The sequence below is a fragment of the Janthinobacterium sp. GW456P genome (assembly GCF_002127655.1).
Taxonomy (GTDB): domain Bacteria; phylum Pseudomonadota; class Gammaproteobacteria; order Burkholderiales; family Burkholderiaceae_D; genus Janthinobacterium.
In genome coordinates, this window is record NZ_NEHB01000030.1 from 36,236 (window position 1) to 59,611 (window position 23,376).

The window sequence follows — 23,376 nt, forward strand, 5'->3', positions numbered from 1 at the left end:
CGCTAATCCGACCTACGGCATGTAAGCCCGCAGTCCCGAATCAATCAGTAATCGTTATTTGAGAAAGCAGTCCATGTCCGAGAATCCACAAGACACCCCGATCCAGGCCAAAACGGAAGAATACGGCGCCGCCTCCATCCAGATCCTGGAAGGCCTGGAAGCCGTACGCAAACGCCCGGGCATGTACATTGGCGACACCTCGGACGGCACCGGCTTGCACCATCTGGTCTTCGAAGTGCTGGACAATTCCATCGATGAATCGCTGGCCGGCCACTGCACCGAAATCCACGTCACCATCCACAGCGACAATTCGATCTCGATCACCGACAATGGCCGCGGCGTGCCGACCGGCCTGAAAATGGACGACAAGCACGATCCGAAGCGTTCGGCGGCGGAAATCGTCATGACGGAACTGCACGCGGGCGGCAAGTTCGACCAGAACTCATACAAGGTCTCGGGCGGTTTGCACGGCGTGGGCGTATCCTGCGTGAATGGCCTGTCGAAACTGCTGAAACTGACCATCCGCCGCGACGGCAAGGTGCATTTCATGGAATTCGTGCGCGGCGTGCCGCAGAACCGTGAAATCGAAATGCGCGACGGCGTGGCAGTGTCGCCCATCAAGGTCATCGGCGACACCGACAAGCGCGGCACGGAAGTGCATTTCTGGGCCGACGAAGAGATTTTCACGCACGTGGAATTCCACTACGAAATCCTGGCCAAGCGCATCCGCGAACTGTCCTTCCTGAACAATGGCGTCAACATCAAGTTGTCCGACCAGCGCACGGGCAAGGAAGAAATCTTCGCCTTCGAAGGCGGCACGCGCGGCTTCGTCGAATACATCAACAAAGCCAAGTCGGTCTTGCACCCGACCATTTTCCAGGCTACGGGCGAGCGCCTGTCGGACCAGGGCACGAATATCTCGGTCGACGTATCGATGCAGTGGAACGATGCCTACAATGAACAAGTGCTGTGCTTCACGAATAACATCCCGCAACGCGATGGCGGTACCCACCTGACGGGCCTGCGCGCGGCCATGACGCGCGTGATCAACAAATACATCGATGAACACGAGTTCGCCAAGAAGGCGAAAGTGGAAATCAGCGGCGACGACATGCGCGAAGGCCTGACCTGCGTCCTGTCGGTGAAAGTGCCGGAACCGAAATTCTCGTCGCAGACGAAAGACAAGCTGGTATCGAGCGAAGTGCGCGGTCCTGTCGAAGAAATCGTTGCCAAGACCCTGGCAGATTACCTGCAAGAAAAACCGAACGACGCCAAGATCATTTGCGGCAAGATCGTCGAAGCGGCGCGCGCCCGCGAAGCGGCCCGCAAGGCCCGCGACTTGACGCGCCGCAAAGGCATCATGGATGGCCTGGGCCTGTCGGCCAAGCTGGCCGACTGCCAGGAAAAAGACCCCGCCCTGTGCGAACTGTACATCGTCGAGGGTGACTCGGCAGGCGGCTCGGCAAAACAGGGGCGCGACCGCAAGTTCCAGGCCATCCTGCCGCTGCGCGGTAAAGTCCTGAACGTGGAAAAAGCCCGTTTCGAGAAAATGCTGTCGTCGGAGCAGATCACCACCCTGATCGCCACCCTCGGCACCTCGATCGGGCCGGACGAATTCAACGTCGACAAACTGCGCTACCACCGCATCATCATCATGACCGATGCGGACGTCGACGGCGCCCACATCCGTACCCTGCTGCTGACCCTGTTCTATCGCCAGATGCCGCAACTGGTCGAGCGCGGCCACATCTACATCGCGCAACCGCCGCTGTACAAGGTGAAAGCGGGCCGCGACGAGCGCTATCTGAAAGATGATGCCGAGGAAGCAAGCTACATGATGACGGTGGCGCTGAACACGGCCGTGCTGGTGCCGCGCGAAGGCGCGGAAGGCATTTCCGGCGAGACCCTGACGGAACTGGTACGCAAGTTCAACCTGTCGAACACCATCATGACGCGTCTGACACGCGTCATCGACCGCGCCGCCCTGACGGCCATCATGACGGGCGTGCAGCTGGACCTGTCCACCCTGGACCTGGCGGAAGCTTCCGCCCTGGCCCTGCAGACGGCCATCAACGACAGCGCCGTGAAAGTGCATGTGCGTTCCGATGACTTGTCGGAAAAACACATGCTGCGCATCGAGCGCATGCACCACGGCAACATCAAAGTCAGCGCCATCGATGCCGACTTCGTGCAAGGCCCGGACTACGCCGTGCTGAGCAGCGGCGCCGCCACCTTCGAAGGCCTGATCGGCGAAGGCGCGTTTGTCCGCCGCGGCGAAGGCGAGCGCATGAAGGAAATCGCCGTGGTCGACTTCCACCAGGCCATGCAATGGCTGCGCGACGAAGCCGAACGCACCGTCTCGAAACAGCGCTACAAAGGTCTGGGCGAGATGAATCCGGACCAACTGTGGGAAACGACGATGGACCCCACCGTGCGCCGCTTGTTAAAAGTGCAGATCGAAGACGCCATTGCGGCAGATCAAATCTTCACCACCCTGATGGGCGACGATGTGGAACCACGCCGTAACTTCATCGAACACAATGCGTTGCGCGCGGGGAATATTGACGTGTAAGCCAGCTTGCTGGTTTGCGTTGCAGCCAAGGCGGCCCTCTCGGGGCCGCTTTTTTTATGTGCACCTATATCCTGCCGCCGCATTGACATGCTTGCCAAAAGCAATCAATAATCTGCCATAAGCAATTAAATGGAAGGCGTCCACATGCATACCGATCAATTCAGTGAACGCACGGAGATCGTGCGGCGGTTTAACCGTTTCTATACGCGCCAGATTGGCGTACTGCATGAACACCTGCTGGACAGCGCATTCTCTCTGACGGAAGTGCGCATCCTCTACGAACTGGCGCACCGGGAGCAATTGACCAGCGCGGACCTGTGCCGCGAGCTGGGCTTGAACGCGGGCTATCTGAGCCGGGTGATTGCCGGGTTCGAAAAACAGGGGCTGATCGCCAAGACGCGCTCGCCCACGGATGCGCGCGCGGCGCAGTTGCAGCTGACCGAACAGGGACAAAGCACCCTCGCGCCCCTGGTCGAGGCGTCGCGGCGTGAAGTGGCCGCCATGCTGGAACGCTTGCCGCCGACGGCGCAGCAGGAGCTGGTCGCTGCCATGGACCAAATCCAGGGTTTGCTGGGGGAGCCAACGCCCAGCTCATCGCCCAACTATATCCTGCGCAATCCCCAGCCGGGCGACATGGGCTGGATCATCCACCGCCAAGCCGTGCTGTATGCGCAGGAATACGGCTGGAACAATGAGTACGAGGCACTCGTTGCCGAGATCCTCGCCAAATTCGTGCGGGAATTCGATCCTGTCCGTGAACGCTGCTGGATCGCCGAGAAGGACGGCAAGGTGATCGGTTCCGTCTTCATCGTGCGCCAGGACGACGCGACGGCCAAGCTGCGCCTGCTGTACGTCGATCCCTGCGCGCGTGGCCTGGGCATCGGCAGCCGCCTGGTCGATGAATGCCTGCGCTTCAGCCGCCAGGTCGGCTATACGAAAATGGTGTTGTGGACCAACAGCATCCTCACCGATGCCCGCCGCCTCTACGACAGGGCCGGCTTCCAGTTGGTCGAGGAAGAGGCGCACCGCAGCTTTGGCAAGGACTTGATCGGCCAGGTACTGGCGCGCGACCTGTAGGCAGCGCTTGCCGGCGCCGGGAGTGGAAGCGACTGTGGCGGCAGCAGGACACTGTCCGCCGTTTTCCGCGCCCCGATCCCCCATCCCCCCAAGAAACCAGTACACTAGTTCCTGAGCGCAACTAGTTTTGTACGCGCGCCATGTCGCCTACCGTTGCCGGGAGGCGTCCCTGCCGCAAGGCGTGTTGTCTGCCTGGACGAATGCAATGTTCACTTCGCGCAGCCTGTCTCCTGCTTTCTATTACCTGTTCTTTTCAGGAGAACGGAAGCAGCAGCAGCGCTTTTTCAAGGAACTGCATTTCATTTCGATAGCCATCCTGACGTTTGGCCTGGCGTGCTGGCTGGTCACGTTCAGCCTGACCTTGACGCGCGCCTCGCTCGAGCATGCGCAGGCGGCGCTGGGCGTGACGGGCATGCTGGTGGGGCTGCTGCTGACCGTGTATGCGAAGTCCTTGCAGGCGATTATCGCCAGCGGCACCATCAGCGTGCTGTTCATCGCTTTCAGCTTTCGCGTGCTGATGCTGGGCACGGAAGACCCCGCTTTCTGGGTATTGCCGCTGGGGGTGATGATCACCCTGACAACGGCGCCCATCTTCAGCGGCATCGCCTACTACCTGGGCGTGTCGCTGTGCGTGTGGGCCATCCTGGGGCTGGGGCAGTTTCCCGTGCATGCGGGCCAGGCCGACCAGCATTGGCCCGTGCTGGCCGTCACCATCAGCGTGATCATCGGCCTGGCGCTGAATATCTATTTTCTCGTCTTGCGCATTCATAACTATCGGGCCCAGTGCGAACTGGCAACGATGGCCTACAAGGATGGCCTGACCGGACTCAACAACCGGCGCATGTTTACGCAAGGCGCCCGCACCCTGCAGCGCACGGCGCGCACGCCCGCGTATTTCCTGATGATCGACATCGACGACTTCAAGCAGATCAATGACGTGTACGGCCATGACGTGGGCGATGACGTGCTGAAAAAGATCGCCGACGTGATCGCGGGGCTGTCGGGCGAGCACCTGTGCGGCCGCCTGGGCGGCGAGGAGTTTGCCGTCATTTACCTGGGCGAAAAAAACGCGGCCTGCGCCTTTGCCGCGCAGCTGGTCGACAGCGTCGAGGCGGCTTTCGTGCCGGAACGCAAGGTGTCCGTCAGCATCGGCATGGCGGAACTGATCAAGGAAGCGGACTTGTCGCACAGCTACCGGCGCGCCGATGAATCCTTGTACCAGGCCAAGAAAAGCGGTAAGAACCGTTACGTGCTCAACGCCGCCTGAACGCCGGCGTCCGGCACTGCATCGAGCAGCGCCAGCAGTGCTTGCGGCGCAATCTTCCACGGCTCGCGCTGCTCGGGGTCCACCTCGTCCCAACTGTCCTGCGCGCCGATCTTGAGGATGGTCAAGGGTATGTTCTTGCTCTCAAAGAAGGCCAGCATGCGGCGGATCAGCTGGCTGACCCTGGCATGGTCGTCCAGGTACAAAGAACAGGTATAGAAACAGCCCTTCTCTCCCATGCGCAATCTCCTGGCCGCGCCGGCACGCGAGTGGAGCACGTACTTGTGCAAGAACGCGGTCACGACCTCATCGTCAACAGGAATACTGCAGGAAATGGTGATCTTGGCCATGGCAAACGGGACAGTGATTCAATAGACTAGCTTAGCAGAAAGCGTTTCATTCCTGAAATGCTAAGATCGCGGCGCGCGCATGCCGGCAACCGGACCGGCCTGGCGTTTCGACCAGGATGGCCATTGAACACCCCAGGAAAAATCACTCTGCACATGCTGTCACTGTGCGCCGCGCTGTGCTTGCCGCTTTCCAGCATGGCACAAGCCATTTCTGCCGAAGACGCCGCCTTCGTGGCCGCCACCGTGCCCGTCTCCGTGCCTTCGCCGCCGCTCAGCCTGAACGAGCATCCGCAAATCCGCGCCGGCGTCTTCAAGCTGCTCGGTTATGCGCGCGGCAACTACACGCAGGGCGATACCCTGGTCGCGCTCCAGGTACTCGACAGCATGCGTTCGCTGCCAGATATCCAGCGCACCATGCTGCCCGACGGGCGTTCCGTGCTGGCGTCCATCAACCCCGATGCACACGGCGCGCAGCGCGCCGCGATGCTGTTCGATCCGCAACGCAAGCTGTTGGCGCTGGGCCTCGTCAACGGTCATTGCCAGGCCGCCATCGGCGATGCCGTCCCCGCATGCCTGCCGTCCACGCACGCCGTGCTGACGGTGTTTGTACCGCCGGGCGCGGAGGACGAGATGGCCGCGCCGCTGCTCGTGTGGGCGCGGCAGTTGCCACCCATGCTGGCACAGGCTGCGCCGGAACAGCGGCAAAGCATTGCTGCGGTGGAATACATCACCACGCGTCCCGGCCAGCCCGGCTGGGAGCCCCGCGACGTGCCGCCCGGCTTTCCCCCCGGCTTGCTGCACCTGTTGCTGCCGAGCGCGGAATTGAACAGCAGCGCCAGCGGCGGCAAGCTCATCGCACCGGCAGGCCTCGCCGGTTTGCCCATGCGCACGCCCACGGAAGCGGCCGAGGCCGGCGACGAGCCCCTGCCCGATGCCAGCATCACCCTGCGCAGCTATGCCGATTTCCACTGGGTGCTCAACACCTATGCCAAGCTGGCCAAGGGCGCGCAAGTGCAGGGCCATGACGACAAGGTCGTGTTCACCGGCAGCGATACGAGCGGCCGCTACACGGTGACCTTGCGCGAACCGGGCAAGAAGGACAGCGTGCTCATTACCGTGGCAAGCTGGCGGACAAAATAAGGAAAGCGAACAGGGAAAGCATTGCCATTACGCACAAGAGCATGGCATTTTGGCATTTTGCGGTATGATTTCCGGCCGTGCGGCGCGGCCTCATCCCTGCCTTGCCCACCCTGCCCTTCAAGCCAGCCACGCTTGCGTCGCATCCTTCCCTAAGGAATTCATATGTTCGGTTTTAACTTGCGTGTTGCCAAGATGGTGTGGACGGCGTTCCTCATCGCCTTCCTGCTCTTTCTCACCTACAAGGTCGCGTCGACCCTGATCGTGGTGGTCTTTGCCATTTTCTTCAGCTACCTCGTGTATCCGCTGATCGGGCTGCTGGAACGCCATGGGCCGAAGCGCTTGCCGCGCACGGCCGCCATCGGCATCGTCTTTCTCGTGGTGATCTTGCTGGTGGCGGTGCTGGGCTCGATCTTCGGCGCGCGCATCGAGGAAGAGGCGATCAAGCTCAGCGATCAGCTGCCGACCCTGCTCAAGGGGAATAATTTTGCCGAACGCATCCCGTTGCCGGAATTCATGGAGCCGTTGCGCGCGCGCCTGCTGTCCTTCATGCAGACGCAGCTGAGCAGCGGCACCGGACAAGCCATGCCGCTGGCGAAGGAACTGGGCTTGACCGTCATGCATGCGGCCAGCAACCTGATCTATCTGGTGCTGGTGCCCGTGCTGAGCTTTTTGCTGATCAAGGAAGGCCCGGACATGCGCGACGGCTTGCTGTCCCTGCTGAACCGCCCGAACAAGAAACTCTGGGGCGCCATCATCGACGACCTCGACATCCTGCTGTCGCGCTATGTACGCGCCCTGCTGCTGCTGTCGATCGCCACGTTTGTCTCCTACAGCATCGCCTTTTCGCTGATGGGCGTGCCGTACAGCCTGCTGCTGGCCGGCGCGGCCGCCTTGCTGGAATTCATCCCGTTTGCAGGTCCGCTGGCGGCGGCCGTCATCGCCGTGGTCGTGGCCGGTTTCAGCGGCTTCGAGCACGTGTTCTGGCTGATCGGCTTTATCGCCGCCTACCGTTTGTTCCAGGATTACGTGGTCAACCCGTATTTGATGAGCGAAGGCGTGGAAGTGAGCCCGCTGATGGTGATCGTCGGCTTGCTGGCCGGTGACCAGCTCGGGGGCGTGGTCGGCATCTTCCTGTCCGTACCCGTGATGGCGGCCATCAAGATCGTCTTCGTCCGTGCGCGCGCGGCCTTGCAGGCGCGCCATGATGCACTGGAAAAAGCGGAGCAGGCGGCAGAGGAAGCGCGCGCCCAGGCCCTGGCCGAGGCGGCGCTATTGCAGGAACAGTGCAGCAAGGTGGCCCTGTAAGCTCGCTAGATTAGAACTCTTCCCATTCGCCGCTGCTGTCTGCAGCGGGCTTGGCAGCACGTGGCTGCGCCGGAGCGGCTGCCGAGGCAGTACGGCTTGGCGTCAGGCGCAAGGCCGGGCGTTTCAAGGCCGTGCTGGCGGCGGCCACGACAGGCTTGCGCAAGGCGGGCTTGGCCGCTGCCGGGCCGCTGTGGCTGGCGTCGAGTTTAAAAATACTGACCATTTCGGCCAGCGCCGCCGCCTGCTCCTGCATCGCTTCCGAAGCGGCTGCCGCTTCTTCCACCAGCGCCGCATTCTGCTGCGTCACGGTATCCATCTCCGCCACGGCCTGGTTGATCTGGCCGATGCCCAGTTCCTGCTCGCGGCCGGCGGCGCTGATTTCGCCCATGATGTCCGTCACGCGGCGGATGCTGGAGACGATCTCGTCCATCGTCGTGCCCGTCTGGCTGACCAGCGCGCTGCCGGCGCCCACGTTCTGCACCGACGCTTCGATCAGCATCTTGATGTCCTTGGCGGCGGAAGCCGAGCGGTGCGCCAGGTTGCGCACTTCCGTGGCGACGACGGCAAAGCCACGGCCCTGCTCGCCGGCGCGGGCCGCTTCCACGGCCGCGTTCAAGGCCAGGATGTTGGTCTGGAAGGCGATACCGTCGATCACGCCGATAATGTCGGCGATCTTTTTCGACGATTCGCTGATGGTGCCCATGGTATCGACCACTTGCGCCACCAGTGCGCCGCCTTTCACGGCCACGTCCGAAGCGGAGACGGCCAGCTGGTTCGCCTGGCGCGCGTTGTCGGAGTTCTGCTTGACGGTCGAGGTCAGCTCTTCCAGCGACGAGGCCGTTTCTTCCAGGCTCGACGCTTGCTGTTCCGTGCGGCTGGACAGATCCAGGTTGCCCGAGGCGATTTCATTGCTGGCCGTGGCAATGGCGCCGCTGCCGTCGCGCACGCCGCGAACGGTGGTCGACAGGCGTTCCTGCATTTTCTGCAAGCCCGTCAGCAAGGCGCCCATCTCGTCGTGGCGCGTGATGACGATGTCATTGGCCAGGTTGCCGTCGGAAATGGCGCCGAAATGGCGCAGGGCCTGGTCCAGCGGGCCAAAGATGGCGCGCAGCAGCAAGAAGCTGGAAATAATGGTCAGCAAGGCGCCCACTATCATGCCGCCGATGGCCATGGTCACTTGCATGCGGTAGCTGGCCTGGCTTTCCGCATACATCTTGGCGGCCGAGCTGGCCTGGTATTGCGTCAAGGTTTCGGCCGCCTGGTCGAGGGTGCGGTACAGCGGTGTCAGCCCCGTCATCATCAAGCCGTCCGCTTGCGCGATATTGCCTTCACGCAAAGCCTTGCTCATGGCCAGCACGCCATTGTTCATGTAATCGCTGCGCTTTTTGTCCATGTCGTCGGACAGGCGCTTTTCTTCCGCGCTCTGCGGCAAGGCCAGGTACACCTTCCACGACTTGTTGGACGCTTCCAGAAATTGTTCCGCGCGGGCCAGGGTATCCTTGGCATCCGGCGCATCCGGGTGCACCATCACGCGGTCCATCGTGAACCGCGCGCGGCCCAGGGCAATTTGCGATTCGCCGATCGCCTGCGTCGAGGCCAGCTGATTGCTGTAGACCTCGTTGAGACTGTTGTTGGCCGATTTCAGGCTGATGATACTCATGACGCCCAGCAAGGCGATCAGCAAACCCAGCACACTCATGGTGGCAATCAGGCGCATTTTTATTGTTATATTCGACAGCATGCAATTTCCTTGGTAAGGGCGCAACCAAGCCTGCGCATGCCGGACGAGATAGCGGCAAACGCCAGATGGGCGGGTCACGTGAATTGTTCAGGACAGGTCGATACGGCGTGTGCGGCGGCAGGGGGAAGGCGGCCCGCGCATATCCTCAGGAGTGCAATACAGGGCAACGAGGTTGAGGTTTCCCGTATTTTTAATTTCCTGACTGCAAGATACAGGGAAAGATTACCAGTAGCAACATCCGTCTGGAATTTTCACGCTTTGTAACAAGTAGATGATGTTTTTTGCGCAGAACTGGCATTTCGCAATCGTGCGCGCTCGCGCTGGAATGCCATTTATGCTAGTCAATTAGTTAATACATGGTTTCTTCGATGAGCTGGCCATCGCTGCGGAAATATTGAAACCGGCCCGTTTTCTTGCCCATGTCGTAGGCGCCGATCAGCTTCGGTTTTCCGTTCTGGAAATTCTCGATGTTGACGCCATGCAGCACACCCTTGTGCCAGTTGCGCTGAAATTGCGGCAATTCGCCATCGGGATAAAACAGGATTTCCACGCCATCGCGCTTGCCTTCGGCAAATGACCCCTGATAACGCCGCTTGCCATCCGGATAAAAACTTTCCATCGTGCCATCGAGGACACCGAGGCGGTAATGCTCGGCCAGTTCCAGCCGGCCATCGGCCGCATACTGCTCCAGCTTGCCATCGGGTTCGCCATTGAGCATGGTCAACACTTGCCAGCCGCCATCCGGCGTCGCTTTCTTCCACGGCCCCTGCTTGACGTCGTCAACGTACAAACCGCCACCGCCAGGTTCGACCCACTGGCCCTGCTTCTTGCCATTGACATAGTTGCCCTGCCAGTGCACCACGCCTTCGACGCGACGCTCGCTGGGTCCATCCAGCCTGTCCTTGAGGTAGGTATCGAAGCCCTGGTAGTTGCCCTTGCCCTCGTCGCGCCATTCCTCCAGACCCGGACTCACTGCCCAGCGTCCCGTGCGCTGGCCACGCTGCATCATGCCCGTCGTCGTCTCGTCGCCGCTTGCATACGTCCACGGCCCCTCGGCCTTGTCGTCGACAAATGCGCCAGATGAACGGATGGTGAGCGGCTCTTCATAGTGCCACTGCCCTGTCCGCTTGCCCTGCGCATACTGGCCGCGGGCAAACACGCTGCCCCTGCAGCAATTCACTTCGTACTCGATGAATAGCCCATCCTGGCTGGCGGCAAAGCGCTGCGGTTGCGTTTCCCAGGTGATCCACTTGATGTGATAACTGGGCGCGCGCCCGCCTTGCCAGCCCTTGCCCAGCAAATACGTGACCGTGAGGAAATGGCCATCCTTTTCCTCGAAGGTTTTTTTATAGGCAAACGCAGGCGCATCCGCCGGCTTGCCCGGCAACAAGTCACCATCGATATTGAAATAGCCGACCAGGGTGCCGTACGCATGCTCGATGGCGTCGAACTCGGCCACGCCCGTGGGCGCGTAAGCGATGCTGTAGTCGATCAGCTGCAAACGAGCCAGCGCCGCGCGTACCCGCGCCTCGTCCATGGTTTGCGCGCCGCGCACGATGGCATCCAAGGCCGGCTGCAAGGTCAAGACCTTGAACATCCGGCCGCCGCTGCGCTCGTAGCGGTAGGCATGCAATCCATAGGCACTACCACTGCGGCTGAGCACGAACGTGGTTTCGCCTTCGCTGTCGAGGTCTAGCTGGAACACGGCCGCGATGCTGGCCTTGCCGTATTTGTCCAGGTTCATGCGTTTTTCACTGATACCGTTGCACTGGCAATAGTAGCCGTTGACCTCGCCATTTTCCCGCAGGAAGGCCAGCACCACGCCGCCATCGCGGCGCTCGACGACGCTGGCGGTGGCCATAGGGACGCCTTCATAGAAACGCGCTGCCTGCGCTGGCGCCAAGTTACCCAGCGCCAGCAGCGCCGCCATCGTGCTCATCCAAAATGCTTGCCGCATGCCCACACCACTGCCGAAAAACCGCCATTATGCATGGCCGCTCAGGCAAGACCGGACACGCGAGGACGCCGTCCAAACAACGGCCGCTGCACCGTCTGCGCCAGCAACACGCCCAGCAGCGAAATGCCGCCGCCGACCAGGTGGTACACATGCATGCTTTCGTGCAGCCAGACGATGGCCAGCAAGGCCGTCAGCAGAGGCAGCAGGTTGACGTAGATGCTGCAGCGGTTCGGCCCCAGCAGTTTGACGCCTTCGATCCACAGATAGGACAGCACGATGGACGAGCCGATGCCCGCATAGCTGATCAGAGGCAAGGCGGTAGCGTCCAGCCTGGCGCTGCCGGGCGGCAGCAGCAGGAACAGCGGCAGCATGCACGCCAGGGCGGCCAGCGCCTGGCAATAAATAGCTTGCCAGGCTGGAATGGACAGACGCCAGCGGCGCAGCAGCACGCCGTACAGGGCGAAGCTCAGAGAAGCGAGCAGCATCAGCGCATCGCCCGCATGCACGCCTTGATGCAACAAGGCCAGCACATCGCCGCGCCCCACCAGGTACAACAAGCCGCCAAACGACAGCACGCCGCCGGCCGCCATGCCGAGCGTCAAGCGCTCGCCCAGCAGCAACACGCTGAGCAGTGCCGTCATCAGCGGCGCCAGCGCCGTGACGATGGCCATATTCGTCGCCGTCGTCGATTCAGCGGCGCGGTAGGACAGGCTCTGGAACAGCGCCATCGACATCAGGCCGCACAGGGCCAGCTGCCACCAGTGGCGACGCAGCGCATGACGGTTGCGCCACAAGGGGCGGGCAATAAACGGCGTCATCACCAGCAAGACCAGCACCAGGCGGTAAAAGGTGATGGCCGTGGGAGCGATGCTGGACGCGGCCAGCTTGGAGACGACAACGTTGCCGGCCCACAGCAGCATGGCCAGAAACGGATACAGATAGGCGCGCACAGGCATGTGTAACTCCAAGAATAGTTGCGGGGAACCATCATGCCGCAGACGCGCCGCGCCTTCTCACGCTAAGATGTCCGAATCTATCGCAAAACTGACCTTCTTTCATGGATTGTTCCTCCCCCGCCTTTCAGGAGTTGCTGCCCGTCACGGCGCGCGCCATGGCGCTGGCCGTCGATTATGCGCATGGCCACGTGATTTCCGCGCACCGCCACACGCATGCGCAATTGCTGTATGCCATCGAGGGCGTGATGACCATCGAAGCGCAGGGCGGGCGCTGGGTGGTGCCGCCCACGCGCGGCGTGTGGCTGCAGCCCGGCATCGCGCACCAGGTGCGCATGAGCGGTGCCGTGAAAATGCGCACGTTGTTCGTCAACTGCGCCAATTCTCCACTGCTGCCTGGCCACAGTTGCGTGCTCGACATCAGTCCCCTGCTGCGGCAACTGATCGTGGCGGCCGTCGACATCGCGCCCGACTTCGCGGAAGGCAGCCGCGACTGGCATCTGCTGCAATTGCTGTTGCACGAGCTCGACAGCCTGCCCGTGCTCCCCCTGTACCTGCCCTTGCCTTTTGACGCGCGCCTGCGCGGCATTTGCGCGCAGCTGATGGAACAGCCGGGCGAACAGCAGACGGTGGCGCACTGGGCACGGGAACTGGCGATCACCGAACGCAGCTTGCACCGTCTGTTCCAAAAACAGACGGGCATGCGCTTTGGCCAGTGGCGCCAGCAAGCGCGACTGCTGCGGGCCCTCGAGCAATTGGCGCAAGGCAGCAAGGTCATCGACGTGGCCCTGGACAACGGTTATACGAGCCAAAGCGCGTTTACCGCCATGTTTAAAAAGCATTTCGGCACGACGCCGACGGCGTTTTACCAGGCTAAAGTCATCGCCGCGTAAAAAAAATGCTGCTATGCATCAATAATCATGGGCGATAAGCGCCGGGCTTGTTATCATCGCAAGCCTTATCGCACCGCGCCCATCCTGGCAGCGGTGTTGACCTTATTCCACACCACCATGACACAGAATTTCTTCCAGACTTTTATCCTGCTTTTGCTCGTCACTGATCCGTTCGGCAACGTTTCCCTGTTCGTCAATGCCCTGAAACGGGTACCGATTGAGCGGCGCTGGAAAGTCGTGGTGCGCGAATGCCTGATCGCTTTCGGCATCTTGCTGCTGTTTATGTTCTTCGGCCGCCATTTCCTGAATGCCTTGCAATTGTCGGAAGTGGCGCTGCGCATCGGCGGCGGCGTGATTTTGTTCCTGATCGCCATGCGCATGGTGTTTCCACAACCCAACGCCGGCAATAGCGACCACGAAATGGGCGGCGAGCCGTTCATCGTGCCGCTGGCCATCCCCGCGCTGGCCGGTCCGTCGGCCCTGGCCACCGTGCTGCTGTTTTCCTCGCATGAAATGAACGAAGTTATCGCCCACGTGGCGGGCCTGACGGCCGTGGCCGTCGTGTGGCTGGCCGTCTTCCTGTGCGCCGAACGCTTGCAGCGGGCCTTGGGTCCAAGGGTCATGACGGCGTTCGAGCGCCTGATGGGCTTGATCCTGACGGCGATGGCCATTGAAATGCTGCTGGCCGGTATACGCGCGTTTTTGAAATCCGTTTAATATCATCATTCATCCACTGAAGGAGTCCAGCATGAGCCGTTGCGCCCACATTTGCCTGATGTCCGATTACAACCAGTGGATGAATGCCAAGGTCTACGCGGCAGCCGCCAGCCTGCCGCCCGGCGAGCTGGCGCGCGAGCGGGGCGCCTTTTTCGGTTCCCTGCTGGCCACCCTGAACCACGTGATGGTGGGCGATACCCTGTGGCTGCAGCGCTACGCAAAGCACCCGGCCGGTTTCCCGTTGCTTGACCCCATCCGCGCCATCACGCCGCCCGCCTCGCTCACGCAGCCGCTGTTCGCAGCCGACGATTTTGCCGCCATGCACGCGCACCGGCAATGGCTGGACCAGGTCATCATCGACTGGGCCGCGTCGATCCGCGAAGAAGACCTCGACCACCTGCTCGATTACCGCAACAGCAAGGGGCCGAACCGGCGCGAATTCTTCAGCCTGCTCATGCATTTCTTCAACCATCAGACGCACCACCGGGGCCAGGCCAGCACCTTGCTGTCGCAGGCGGGCGTGGACATCGGCGACACGGATCTACTGTTTCGCATCCCGAACCATATCGAGGACTGACGCCGGGCGGTACAGCCACGCTTTCCCCCCAATCGCCGCCAGCGCCAGCCCGCCCAGCAACGCGCCGCAGGCCAACGCCCCCTGCATGCCATAGCGGGCGATGGCCATGCCGCCCGCCAGCGCGCCCACGGTCACGCCCAGGTTGATGGCGGCGATATACACGCCGATGGCAAATGCGGGCGCCTCGCGCGCTTCGCTGCTGAGCCATACTTGCGTCACGATCAGCCCGCTCGTATGCGCCGCCCCCCAGAACAGCAGCAACACGGCCAGCGCCGCCCAGCCGATGCCGCCGCCCGCATATTCATACAGCAGCCAGTACGCCAGCCCCAGCAGCATGGGCTGCAGCAAGACCGTGCGCAGCACGTGCGTGCCCAGCTGGCGCCCCGCGAACAGATTGCCCGCCACGCCACCGATACCAAACACCACCAGCGCCAACCCCGTCTGGCGCGCCGACAAGCCCGCCACCTGCTGCAGGTAGGCGGCCGCATACGCATACACGGCAAACATGGCGGCAAACACCAGCACGGCGGCGACGATCGTGAACCACAGGGCTGGTTTGCGCAGCACGGCCAGCTGGCGGCCATATGCCATCGGCGCCTCGCGCGGCGTGTCAGGCAGGAACAGGTACAAACCCAGCGCCGCCAGCGCGTTGACGAGGGCGCAGGCAAGGAACGATGCCTCGTAGCCATACTGCGCGGCGATCCACGTCGTCAGCGGGATGCCCAGCACCATGCCCATGCTGGTGCCCGTGAACGCATGCGCGCCCGCCCGCGCCGCCTGCTGCGGCGGGTACAGGGCGGCGGCGGCCACCATGGCCAGCGAGAAATACACGGGGTGGAACAGGGCCGGCACCACGCGCAGCGCCAGCAGCAGCCCGAAGCGCGGCGCATACGCCGAGGCCACGCTGGCCAGCGCAAACACGAGCAGAGAGACGATCAGCACGCTCTTGCGGCGCCAGCGCGTGGCCAGCAGCACGAGGAAGGGACCGCCCACGGCGATCACCAGGGCGAACAGGCTCACCAGCGAACCCGCCTGCGCCGCCGTCACGCCGTAACGCTGCATGATCATCGGCAAGATGCCGACCACGCCAAACTCGATGCAATACACGCCGAACAGGCCCAGCGCGAGGAAGACGATGGGGTGCGGGCGCGTCATGACAGCGTCCCGGTGCCATATACGGCCTGGCACAGTTCCGTCACGAACGGCCCCGCCATGCCCTCCAATGCCGTATTCGTGAACGCCACCACGGACAGTTCCTGCGCAGGATCGACAAACCACGAGTGGCCATACGTGCCGCCCATGCGCCAGCTGCCTGTGGACTCCGGCGTGGCGGCGGCATGCGGGTCCGTCAAGACCGTAAAACCCAGGCCGAAGCCACGACCGGGCCAGAAGGGCAGCTCGAACGCACCGGTCTGGCTCGTGCCCATCTGGCGCGCCAGCGTAGGCGGCAGCAGCGGCGCGCCGCCCAGTCGCAGGGTTTCCAGCAGGCGCATGAAGTCGGGCGCCGAGCCGAGCATGCCGGCGCCGCCGGACGGATACGCTTGCGCGTCGAGCGCCCTTGCCGGCGACAGGGTAAAGCCGGCCATGCCTTCGAGAAACGGCAGATGGTCTTCCCCCTCGTCCAGCAAACGGCGCGGCCGGGCTTCTCCCGCCACGCGGTCCGCATAGGCGGCGGCCAGGCGCGCCGGGTCCGTGCTGATAAAACCCGTGTCGCGCATGGCCAGCGGTGCCGTCACCAAGTGTTCCACGGCTTGCGCCAGCGGCATGCCGGCCGCCTGCTCGATCACGGCGCCCAGCACGTCGGTGGCGATCGAGTATGCCCAGCGCGCGCCCGGTGCAGTCGCCAGCGGCACGGTAGCGAGGCGGCGCAAGTTGTCCTCCAGGGAAATACGGGACGCATCCATGCCGTCCGACACGCCCGCCCGTGCGTACGCGCCGCCCGGGGGCTGGAAAAAGCCGTAGTCGAGGCCTGCCGTGTGCGTGAGCAAGTGGCGCACGGTCATCGCCGCCACCGTGCCGTCCGGCTGGCGCGGCGCAAAATACGGCAGCCAGCGCGCCACCGGGTCGTCCAGGCCCAGGCGGTTCTGTCCCACCAGCGCCAGCGCGGCCGTCGAAACGATGGGTTTGCTGACGGACGCCAGGCGGAAGACGGCGTCTTCCACCATGGGCGTGCCCGCCTCGCGATCCAGGTAGCCGGCGGCGCGGCGGTACACGTCCTGGCCACGCTGGCGCACCAGCACCACGGCGCCCACCAGGCGCTGCTGCCGCAGCACGGCATCGAGCAAGGGGTCGATACGGGCGGACAAGGCCGCGGGAGAGAAGTTGTACATCATGGCGTAGCCTTTCAAATGATCAGGCTGCCAAGGTAAGGCAAGCGCGATCAAAGAAAAACAGGCTATAGTTTCTGTCTGTGCGGACGTCGGCATCCGCAATCAAAGGTGAGGAAATTAAAGCGACATGGATAACCTGGCGGGATTCACGGCCTTCGTGCAGGCGGCGGAGACGCGCAGTTTTGTCGCGGCGGGCCGGGTGCTCGGCATTTCCGCCTCGGCCGTGGGCAAGAGCATCGCGCGGCTGGAAGAGCGGCTCGGCGTGCGCCTGTTTCACCGCAGCACGCGCAGCATCGCGCTGACCAGCGAGGGCACCGTGTTTCTCGAACGCTGCCGGCGCATCCTGGGAGAAATCGAAGCGGCCGAGCTGGAGTTATCGAACAGCAAGAGCGCACCGCAGGGCCGGCTGCGCATCAGCCTGCCGCTGGTGGGCAGCCTGCTCAACCCCGTGCTGGCCGCGTTTGCGCGCGCCTATCCGCAGGTGGAACTCGACCTCGATTTCAGCGACCGCCGGGTCGATGTCATCGAGGAAGGCTACGACGCCGTCGTGCGCGCGGGCGAAAGCGCCGACAGCCGTTTGATGAGCCGCCAGCTGGGCCAGTTCCAGCTGCAGCTGGTGGCCGCGCCCGCCTACCTGGCGCAACACGGCACGCCGGTGCTGCCCGCCGACCTCGCGCATCACACTTGCCTGCTGTACAAATTTCCCAGCAGCGGCAAGGTCGAAGCGTGGCCCCTGCCCGAGTGGCAAGCCCTGCACGCGGCCGGCTTGCCGACTGTACTCAACTGCAACAATGTCGACACCCTGCTGCACTTTGCCGAAAGCGGCCTGGGTATCGCCGCCCTGCCCGACTTTGCCGTGCGCGCGGCGCTGGCAGCAGGTCGCCTGCACGCCGTGCTGGAAACGCACCGCCGGCACGACGGCGCCTTTCGCATCCTGTGGCCCAGCAGCCGCCACCTGACGCCGAAACTGCGCGCCTTCATCGATTTCCTGGCCGCCCGCGTGTTTGCGGAAAACTGAACCCGCATCCGGCGCCGCGCTCGTTGTTTCCACACGACAACTTATTTAATTTGCTACCATTTTTTAAACTTTTCGCGGACTTGATACAAGTTTTTGTATTGCAGTGCGAAATTTTGAGGAACAATTGCAGGCTGGCTGCCCCTACGTACAAACCCGTAGCCCTGGCCTGTCGATGTTTTCCCTCACTTCCGCAACACGAAAGCAATCATGTCACTTACACAATTCAAAATCGGCACCCGGCTCGGGATCGGATTTGCTGTCGTTCTCGGTCTGCTGGTGGCCGTCTTGCTCGTTGGCCTGTACTCCATGGGGCAACTGAGCGCACGCACGCACGACATCGTGGCCGACAAAAACGTCAAGATGGCGGCCGCCAATACCATGAGCGACAACGTGCGCAACATCACCCTGGCGATTACCAGCATTGTGGTGGCGCCGACGGAAGCGCTGGTGCAGGCGGAACTGGCAAAGATCGGCGAAGCACGCAAGAAGTACGGCGCCGCCAAGGAAACCTTGCAAAAGAAAATTTCGACGGACAAGGAAACGGCGCTGATGGCTGAACTGGACGCGGCCCTGAAATCGGGGGCGCCGCTGAACAACAAGGTCATCGAGCTGCGCAATGCGGGCCAGACGGAAGAGGCGATCGCCTTTTTGACGCAGCAGGCGGCACCGAGCCTGAAACGCGTGCTGGGCGCGCTCGACAGCCTGGTCGCATATGAAGGCGAGCAGGCGGCCCAGGCGGCAACGGACGCCGAAACGCTGAGCAACAGCGCGCGCGCTTCCATGATTACCTTGGGCAGCGTGGCCGTGCTGCTGGGCGCTTTTGTTGCGTGGATCATCACGCGCTCGATCACCCATCCCATCAATGCGGCCGTCAGCGTGGCCGAAACCGTCGCCTCGGGCGATTTGTCGTCGCACATCGCCGTCAATTCCAGCGATGAAACGGGCCGCCTGCTGGGCGCCCTGAAAGCCATGAACACCAGCCTGCTGGGCGTGGTGGCGCAAGTGCGCCATGGCACGGATGCGATCTCCACGGCATCGAGCGAAATTGCCGCCGGCAACCTCGACCTGTCGTCACGCACGGAAGAGCAAGCCAGTTCGCTGGAAGAAACCGCGTCGGCCATGGAAGAACTGACCTCGACCGTGAAGCAGAACGCGGACAATGCGCGCCAGGCGAACCAGCTGGCGAAAAGCGCGTCCGAGGTGGCCGTACGCGGCGGCAGCATCGTCGCGCAAGTGGTCGACACCATGGGCACGATCAATGACTCGTCGAAGAAAATCGTCGACATCATCGGCGTCATCGACGGCATCGCCTTCCAGACCAACATCCTGGCCTTGAACGCAGCCGTGGAAGCGGCGCGCGCGGGTGAACAGGGCCGCGGCTTCGCCGTGGTGGCAACAGAGGTACGCAACCTGGCGCACCGTTCGGCCAGCGCCGCCAAGGAAATCAAGGAATTGATCGCCGCCTCCGTCGCCAACGTGGACACGGGTTCGCGCCTCGTCAATGAAGCGGGCCAGACCATGGGCGACATCGTCGACAGCATCGTGCGCGTGACTGACATCATGGGAGAAATCACCTCCGCCACGCACGAGCAGACCATCGGCATCGAACAGATCAACATGGCCATTGCCCAGATGGATGAAGTGACGCAGCAAAACGCGGCCCTGGTGGAAGAAGCGGCGGCCGCCTCGCAAAGCATGCAGGAGCAGGCGAGCGAACTGGCGCACGTGGTGGGCTTCTTTAAAACCGGCAACCATGTTGCCGGCGTAAGCAAGCTGACGCCTGTGCGCGCCACGCCGGCAGCGGCTGCGCCCGCCATCGCACGTCCCGCGGCCAAGCCCGCGCCCGTGCGCAAGGCCGTTGCGGCCACACCCGCGCGCCGCAGCAACGCCGCCGCCGAGAGCGAATGGGAAGAGTTTTAAAACACCGGTTTTAATACCAGAGTTTTAACACCCGGCAACATCGCAACGGGGAAAGCCAGGCAGGAAGTTGCTGCCTGGCTTTTTTTCGTCCGCCAATACCACTTTTTTTGCGGCAAAGCCCGCGCAATAGGCAAAAGTGCAAAACGTGCAGCACGCATACGCTTTACAATCCTCGCTCGCTTTACAAAATATTGGTCATCATGAATCAGGCAGAACAGCAGCGCCTCCTGGCTATCCTGGAGTATTGGCACAAGATCGAATTCTTTATCCCGTTTGACCTGAATCAAATCACGGACGTTGAAGACCAGTCCACCGTGCGTCTCCTGCACCGCGAACAGCTKGCGCAATTGCCGCCGCAGTTCGCCACGCAATGGCCAGTGCCTTCCGACCGCGAGATCGACGGCTTCTCCCTCTTCCTCGGCGTGTTCGACAAGGCTGAAATCAACAAGGCCTGCCCGCCCGCATCCGGCCCGGAAAGCATGGCCGAAACAGAAAAAACAGAACTGCTGGGACGCTCGTGCTTTGCCCGCCTGAACCTCAATGCGCTGGGCGAGCCGCAGTTCGATCCCGTCTCCGTGTCGACCTTGCCGTGGGCGCTGGGCCGCGCGCGCACGCCGGACTGGTCGGGCCTGAGCCTGGACGCCTTCAGCGACAGCCAGCTGGCGCTGCAGGACAGCCTGCGCAACTTCGCGGCCAGCCGCTTATCGCCTCAAGTGACGGACGAGGCGGGCAATGTCTCGGCGCCCCTGTCCGGCATGGAAATCGCCGCATTGGCCGACCTGCTGATGGACTGGGCCGGTTTCCGCCCGTCCGCCGGCCAGCCGCTGGCCGTACTGGAACTACGCACGCGCAAGAAACGCACCGCCGTGGCGGACGCCGATACGCTGGCGTCCAGCCCGAACCGCAGCCTGGACTTTGGCGACGCGGTGGAGCCGAGCATTGATATCCTCAACAGTTTTTACCTGGACGACCTGGAACAGATCATCCGCGCCTTGCGTGGCGGCAAGCTGCCCGCGACGCTCGCCGCCTATCTGACGCCGCTGGCGCAGGATGAGCGCATCGACCTGTACAGCCCGGCCGGACGCCAGGCGCTGGCCGCCATGCTCAATCCGGCGAACATGAACCGGGGACACTGGCTGGAAGACGCCAGCTACGCCATGAGTTTGATGCAGCAGTTCGCCATCCACGGCGCGCGCACGGGCTTGAGCGAGCGCGGTATTTTTTCCGTCAACGGCCCGCCCGGCACGGGCAAGACGACCTTGCTGCGCGAATTGTTCGCCGACAACATCGTGCGCCGCGCCAGCGTGCTGTCCTGCCTGGACCGCGCCGGCGACGCCTTCATCGGCAAGGTGGCCGTGGCCTTCGAAGGCGTGCGCGATCCCATCACGATTGCCCGCCTGCGCCCCGAACTGACGGGCTTTGAAATGGTCGTCGCCTCGTCGAACAATGCGGCGGTGGAAAACATTTCCGGCGACCTGCCCAAACCGAAACAGCTGGGCAAGGAATGGGCGCGCACGCGCTACTTTGAAAGCGTGGCGCGCCGGGTCGTGGCCGACGGCAATGGCGCCAACCGCGCCCTGGACGAGACGGAAGCGCCGTGGGGCTTGATGTCCTGCGCCCTGGGCAATAGCGCCAACCGCCGCCGCTTCGTCAGCAATTTTTATGACGACGACTGGGACAAAACCACGGCGCGCAAGACGCCGAATGCGCAGAATATCCGCCAGTGGCTGGCCAGCTACCAGGGCGTCAGCTTCGCCCAGGCCGCGCGCGAGTTCCGCGAAACGGAACACGTGGTGGAAAAAGCCCTGGCCGAGCACGCCCAGTACGCGGCCCTGTGGCAAGCCGTGGGCACCTGCACGGAAGCCGAATTCATCCACAGTAGCCAGCAAGCGCTGATTGCTGCCGAGCAAGAGATGGATGCGGCGAATGGCGCCCTGTCCGGCGCACTGGCGCAGCAGGACACCCTGCTCGCCAGCAAGAAGGAATTGCTGGAAGAGGAACGCCTGGTGGCATTGACGCAACCGGGCTTCTTTGCGCGCCTGTTCCGCACGGCCCAGGCGCGCGCCTACAAGGACGCCGTCGTCGCCAATGCCGAAGCGCAGCGCCAGGCCGCGCGCGACGTCTCCGCCATCAAGCTGCTGCTCAAGGGCGAGCTGGAGCCGCGCTGCGAACGGGCACGCCACGGCCTGCATATCGCCCTGCGCACGGCGCAATCGCGCCAGCGCGAATGGGATGACAGCACGGAACTGCTGCGCCGCGCGCGCCTGCGTTTCCCCACCATCATCGCACCGGCGAGCCTGGACGAGCTGGACGGCGACGCGCTGCAAATAGGCGGCCTGTGGCATGAACCGGCCCTGGCGCGCCTGCGCTCGCGCCTGTTCGCCAAGGCCCTGGCCCTGCACGAAGCGTGGCTGGCGGAAGTGGCGAAGAAGGGCGGACCCGGCTTTGGCGGCAACTTGCTGGCCGTGTCGAAATTGCTGAAAAACAAGCGCGCCTACGACCAGTCGCACGTCGCCATGGTCTGGCACAGCCTGTTCATGGTGGTGCCCGTCGTGTCGACTACATTCGCCTCGTTCGCGCGCCAGTTCCAGGGCATGGGCCCCGAATCGCTGGGCTGGCTGTTCATCGATGAAGCGGGCCAGGCCGTGCCGCAAGCGGCGCTGGGCAGCCTGTGGCGCGCCAAGCGCGCCGTCGTCGTGGGCGACCCGCTGCAGATCGAACCCGTATTCACGGTGCCGGGCCGCCTGGTGCAAACCTTATCGTCGCTGTCGCCGCATACGCAGGATGGCAGTTATGCGCCGACCAGCGTGTCCGTGCAGACGCTGGCCGACAAGGCCAACCGCTATGGCGCCGTCGTCGGCGCCGGCAGCGCGCAGCCGCTGTGGATCGGCAGCCCCCTGCGCGTGCACCGCCGCTGCGTGGAGCCGATGTTCTCGCTGGCCAACAGCATCGCCTACGAAGACAAGATGGTCTACGGGCTGGCCGAACGCACGCCACCGGCCGGCGCGCGCGGCCTGACGCGCGGCCCCAGCCGCTGGATCGACGCCGTCGGCCCCGTCAGTTACAAGCAGGTCGTGCCGGTGCAGCTCGATTTCGTGCTGGAAGTGCTGTTGAAACTGTACCGCCGCGACGGCAAGCTGCCCGACATGTATGTGATCACGCCGTTCAAGGCCGTGCGCAACGAATTGCGCGCGCGCATCGTCGATATGGACTGGGACCGCCGCCTCGGCTACGGCAAGGCACCGACGGCGCGCGAGCTGCGCCAGTGGAGCAGCCAGATGGTGGGCACCGTGCATACCTTCCAGGGCAAGGAACAAAGCGTGGTGATGCTGGTCCTCGGCGCCGACGACAGCACGGCCGGTGCCGCGCAATGGGCGGCAGCCACGCCGAACCTGCTCAACGTGGCCCTGACGCGCGCGCAGCATTATGTGTACATCGTCGGCAACCCGCTGCTATGGAGCCAGTTGCCGCACTTTGCGCCGGCCTGCGCGCAGTTGCCGCATACAGGCATGCATGAGTTTTTGGTGGAGATGGGGTAGGCCGGATTAGCGTGGCGTAATCC

General features: G+C 63.1%; 17 protein-coding genes. 11 read left to right on the forward strand and 6 right to left on the reverse strand.

The genetic code is table 11. The annotated features are described in order from the left end of the window. Positions 1-73: 73 nt before the first annotated feature. From gyrB to CBW66_RS22845, 3 genes are all read left to right on the forward strand, one after another. Positions 74-2,572: a DNA topoisomerase (ATP-hydrolyzing) subunit B gene (gene gyrB / locus CBW66_RS22835; protein WP_086139362.1), complete on the forward strand. Its 2,499-nt coding sequence runs from the start codon at positions 74-76 to the stop codon at positions 2,570-2,572. Positions 2,573-2,716: 144 nt separating this feature from the next. Next, positions 2,717-3,649, forward strand: coding sequence for a helix-turn-helix domain-containing GNAT family N-acetyltransferase (locus CBW66_RS22840; RefSeq protein ID WP_086139401.1), 933 nt, complete (start codon positions 2,717-2,719; stop codon positions 3,647-3,649). Positions 3,650-3,854: 205 nt separating this feature from the next. After that, on the forward strand, positions 3,855-4,916 hold the full coding sequence (locus CBW66_RS22845) for a diguanylate cyclase (RefSeq protein WP_086139363.1): 1,062 nt from the start codon (positions 3,855-3,857) through the stop codon (positions 4,914-4,916). Here the strand turns inward: CBW66_RS22845 and CBW66_RS22850 are convergent. Further along, on the reverse strand, positions 4,895-5,263 hold the full coding sequence (locus CBW66_RS22850; RefSeq protein WP_086139364.1) for a hypothetical protein: 369 nt from the start codon (positions 5,261-5,263) through the stop codon (positions 4,895-4,897). The two genes, CBW66_RS22845 and CBW66_RS22850, sit on opposite strands and share 22 nt — an antisense overlap. A gap of 153 nt (positions 5,264-5,416) precedes the next feature. Here CBW66_RS22850 and CBW66_RS22855 point away from each other — a divergent pair, with 153 nt between their 5' ends. Together CBW66_RS22855 and CBW66_RS22860 are read left to right on the forward strand one after the other, a co-directional pair. Next, complete coding sequence (locus CBW66_RS22855) at positions 5,417-6,403, forward strand: hypothetical protein (protein ID WP_086139365.1); 987 nt, start codon at positions 5,417-5,419, stop codon at positions 6,401-6,403. 162 nt (positions 6,404-6,565) lie between these two features. Next, a complete protein-coding gene (locus tag CBW66_RS22860; RefSeq protein ID WP_086139366.1) occupies positions 6,566-7,708 on the forward strand; it encodes an AI-2E family transporter in 1,143 nt (380 codons plus the stop codon). A gap of 10 nt (positions 7,709-7,718) precedes the next feature. Here the strand turns inward: CBW66_RS22860 and CBW66_RS22865 are convergent, their stop codons facing one another. The 3 genes from CBW66_RS22865 to CBW66_RS22875 form a co-directional block, all read right to left on the reverse strand. Further along, the gene (locus CBW66_RS22865) at positions 7,719-9,449 is read right to left on the reverse strand and encodes a methyl-accepting chemotaxis protein (RefSeq protein WP_086139367.1); all 1,731 of its coding nucleotides are present in this window, start codon (positions 9,447-9,449) and stop codon (positions 7,719-7,721) included. Positions 9,450-9,798: 349 nt separating this feature from the next. After that, on the reverse strand, positions 9,799-11,406 hold the full coding sequence (locus tag CBW66_RS22870; protein ID WP_139841717.1) for a toxin-antitoxin system YwqK family antitoxin: 1,608 nt from the start codon (positions 11,404-11,406) through the stop codon (positions 9,799-9,801). 41 nt (positions 11,407-11,447) lie between these two features. Next, positions 11,448-12,362, reverse strand: coding sequence for a DMT family transporter (locus tag CBW66_RS22875; protein ID WP_086139369.1), 915 nt, complete (start codon positions 12,360-12,362; stop codon positions 11,448-11,450). 101 nt (positions 12,363-12,463) lie between these two features. Here CBW66_RS22875 and CBW66_RS22880 point away from each other — a divergent pair, with 101 nt between their 5' ends. The 3 genes from CBW66_RS22880 to CBW66_RS22890 all read left to right on the forward strand — a co-directional run bounded on the left by CBW66_RS22880 (position 12,464) and on the right by CBW66_RS22890 (position 14,546). Beyond that, positions 12,464-13,252, forward strand: coding sequence for a helix-turn-helix transcriptional regulator (locus CBW66_RS22880; RefSeq protein WP_086139370.1), 789 nt, complete (start codon positions 12,464-12,466; stop codon positions 13,250-13,252). Between the two features lie 117 nt (positions 13,253-13,369). Then, positions 13,370-13,969 carry a MarC family protein gene (locus tag CBW66_RS22885; RefSeq protein ID WP_034781292.1) on the forward strand — a complete coding sequence of 200 codons (600 nt, stop codon included), beginning with the start codon at positions 13,370-13,372 and terminating at the stop codon, positions 13,967-13,969. 31 nt (positions 13,970-14,000) lie between these two features. Further along, complete coding sequence (locus CBW66_RS22890) at positions 14,001-14,546, forward strand: DinB family protein (protein ID WP_086139371.1); 546 nt, start codon at positions 14,001-14,003, stop codon at positions 14,544-14,546. Here the strand turns inward: CBW66_RS22890 and CBW66_RS22895 are convergent. Beyond that, positions 14,511-15,701: an MFS transporter gene (locus tag CBW66_RS22895; RefSeq protein ID WP_086139372.1), complete on the reverse strand. Its 1,191-nt coding sequence runs from the start codon at positions 15,699-15,701 to the stop codon at positions 14,511-14,513. The genes CBW66_RS22890 and CBW66_RS22895 overlap by 36 nt on opposite strands. Next, positions 15,698-16,879: a serine hydrolase gene (locus CBW66_RS22900; protein WP_205701162.1), complete on the reverse strand. Its 1,182-nt coding sequence runs from the start codon at positions 16,877-16,879 to the stop codon at positions 15,698-15,700. The genes CBW66_RS22895 and CBW66_RS22900 overlap by 4 nt, the downstream gene beginning before the upstream one ends. Positions 16,880-17,003: 124 nt before the next feature. Between CBW66_RS22900 and CBW66_RS22905 the strand changes: the two genes are divergently transcribed. The 3 genes from CBW66_RS22905 (at position 17,004) to CBW66_RS22915 (ending at position 23,353) form a co-directional block, all read left to right on the forward strand. Further along, on the forward strand, positions 17,004-17,894 hold the full coding sequence (locus tag CBW66_RS22905) for a LysR family transcriptional regulator (RefSeq protein ID WP_086139373.1): 891 nt from the start codon (positions 17,004-17,006) through the stop codon (positions 17,892-17,894). A gap of 207 nt (positions 17,895-18,101) precedes the next feature. Beyond that, positions 18,102-19,814, forward strand: a complete 1,713-nt coding sequence (locus CBW66_RS22910; RefSeq protein ID WP_086139374.1) for a methyl-accepting chemotaxis protein — start codon at positions 18,102-18,104, stop codon at positions 19,812-19,814. A 200-nt stretch (positions 19,815-20,014) separates the two neighbouring features. Then, entirely contained in the window at positions 20,015-23,353 is a 3,339-nt protein-coding gene (locus CBW66_RS22915) for a DEAD/DEAH box helicase (protein ID WP_253251344.1), read from the forward strand. The last annotated feature ends 23 nt before the right edge of the window (positions 23,354-23,376 follow it).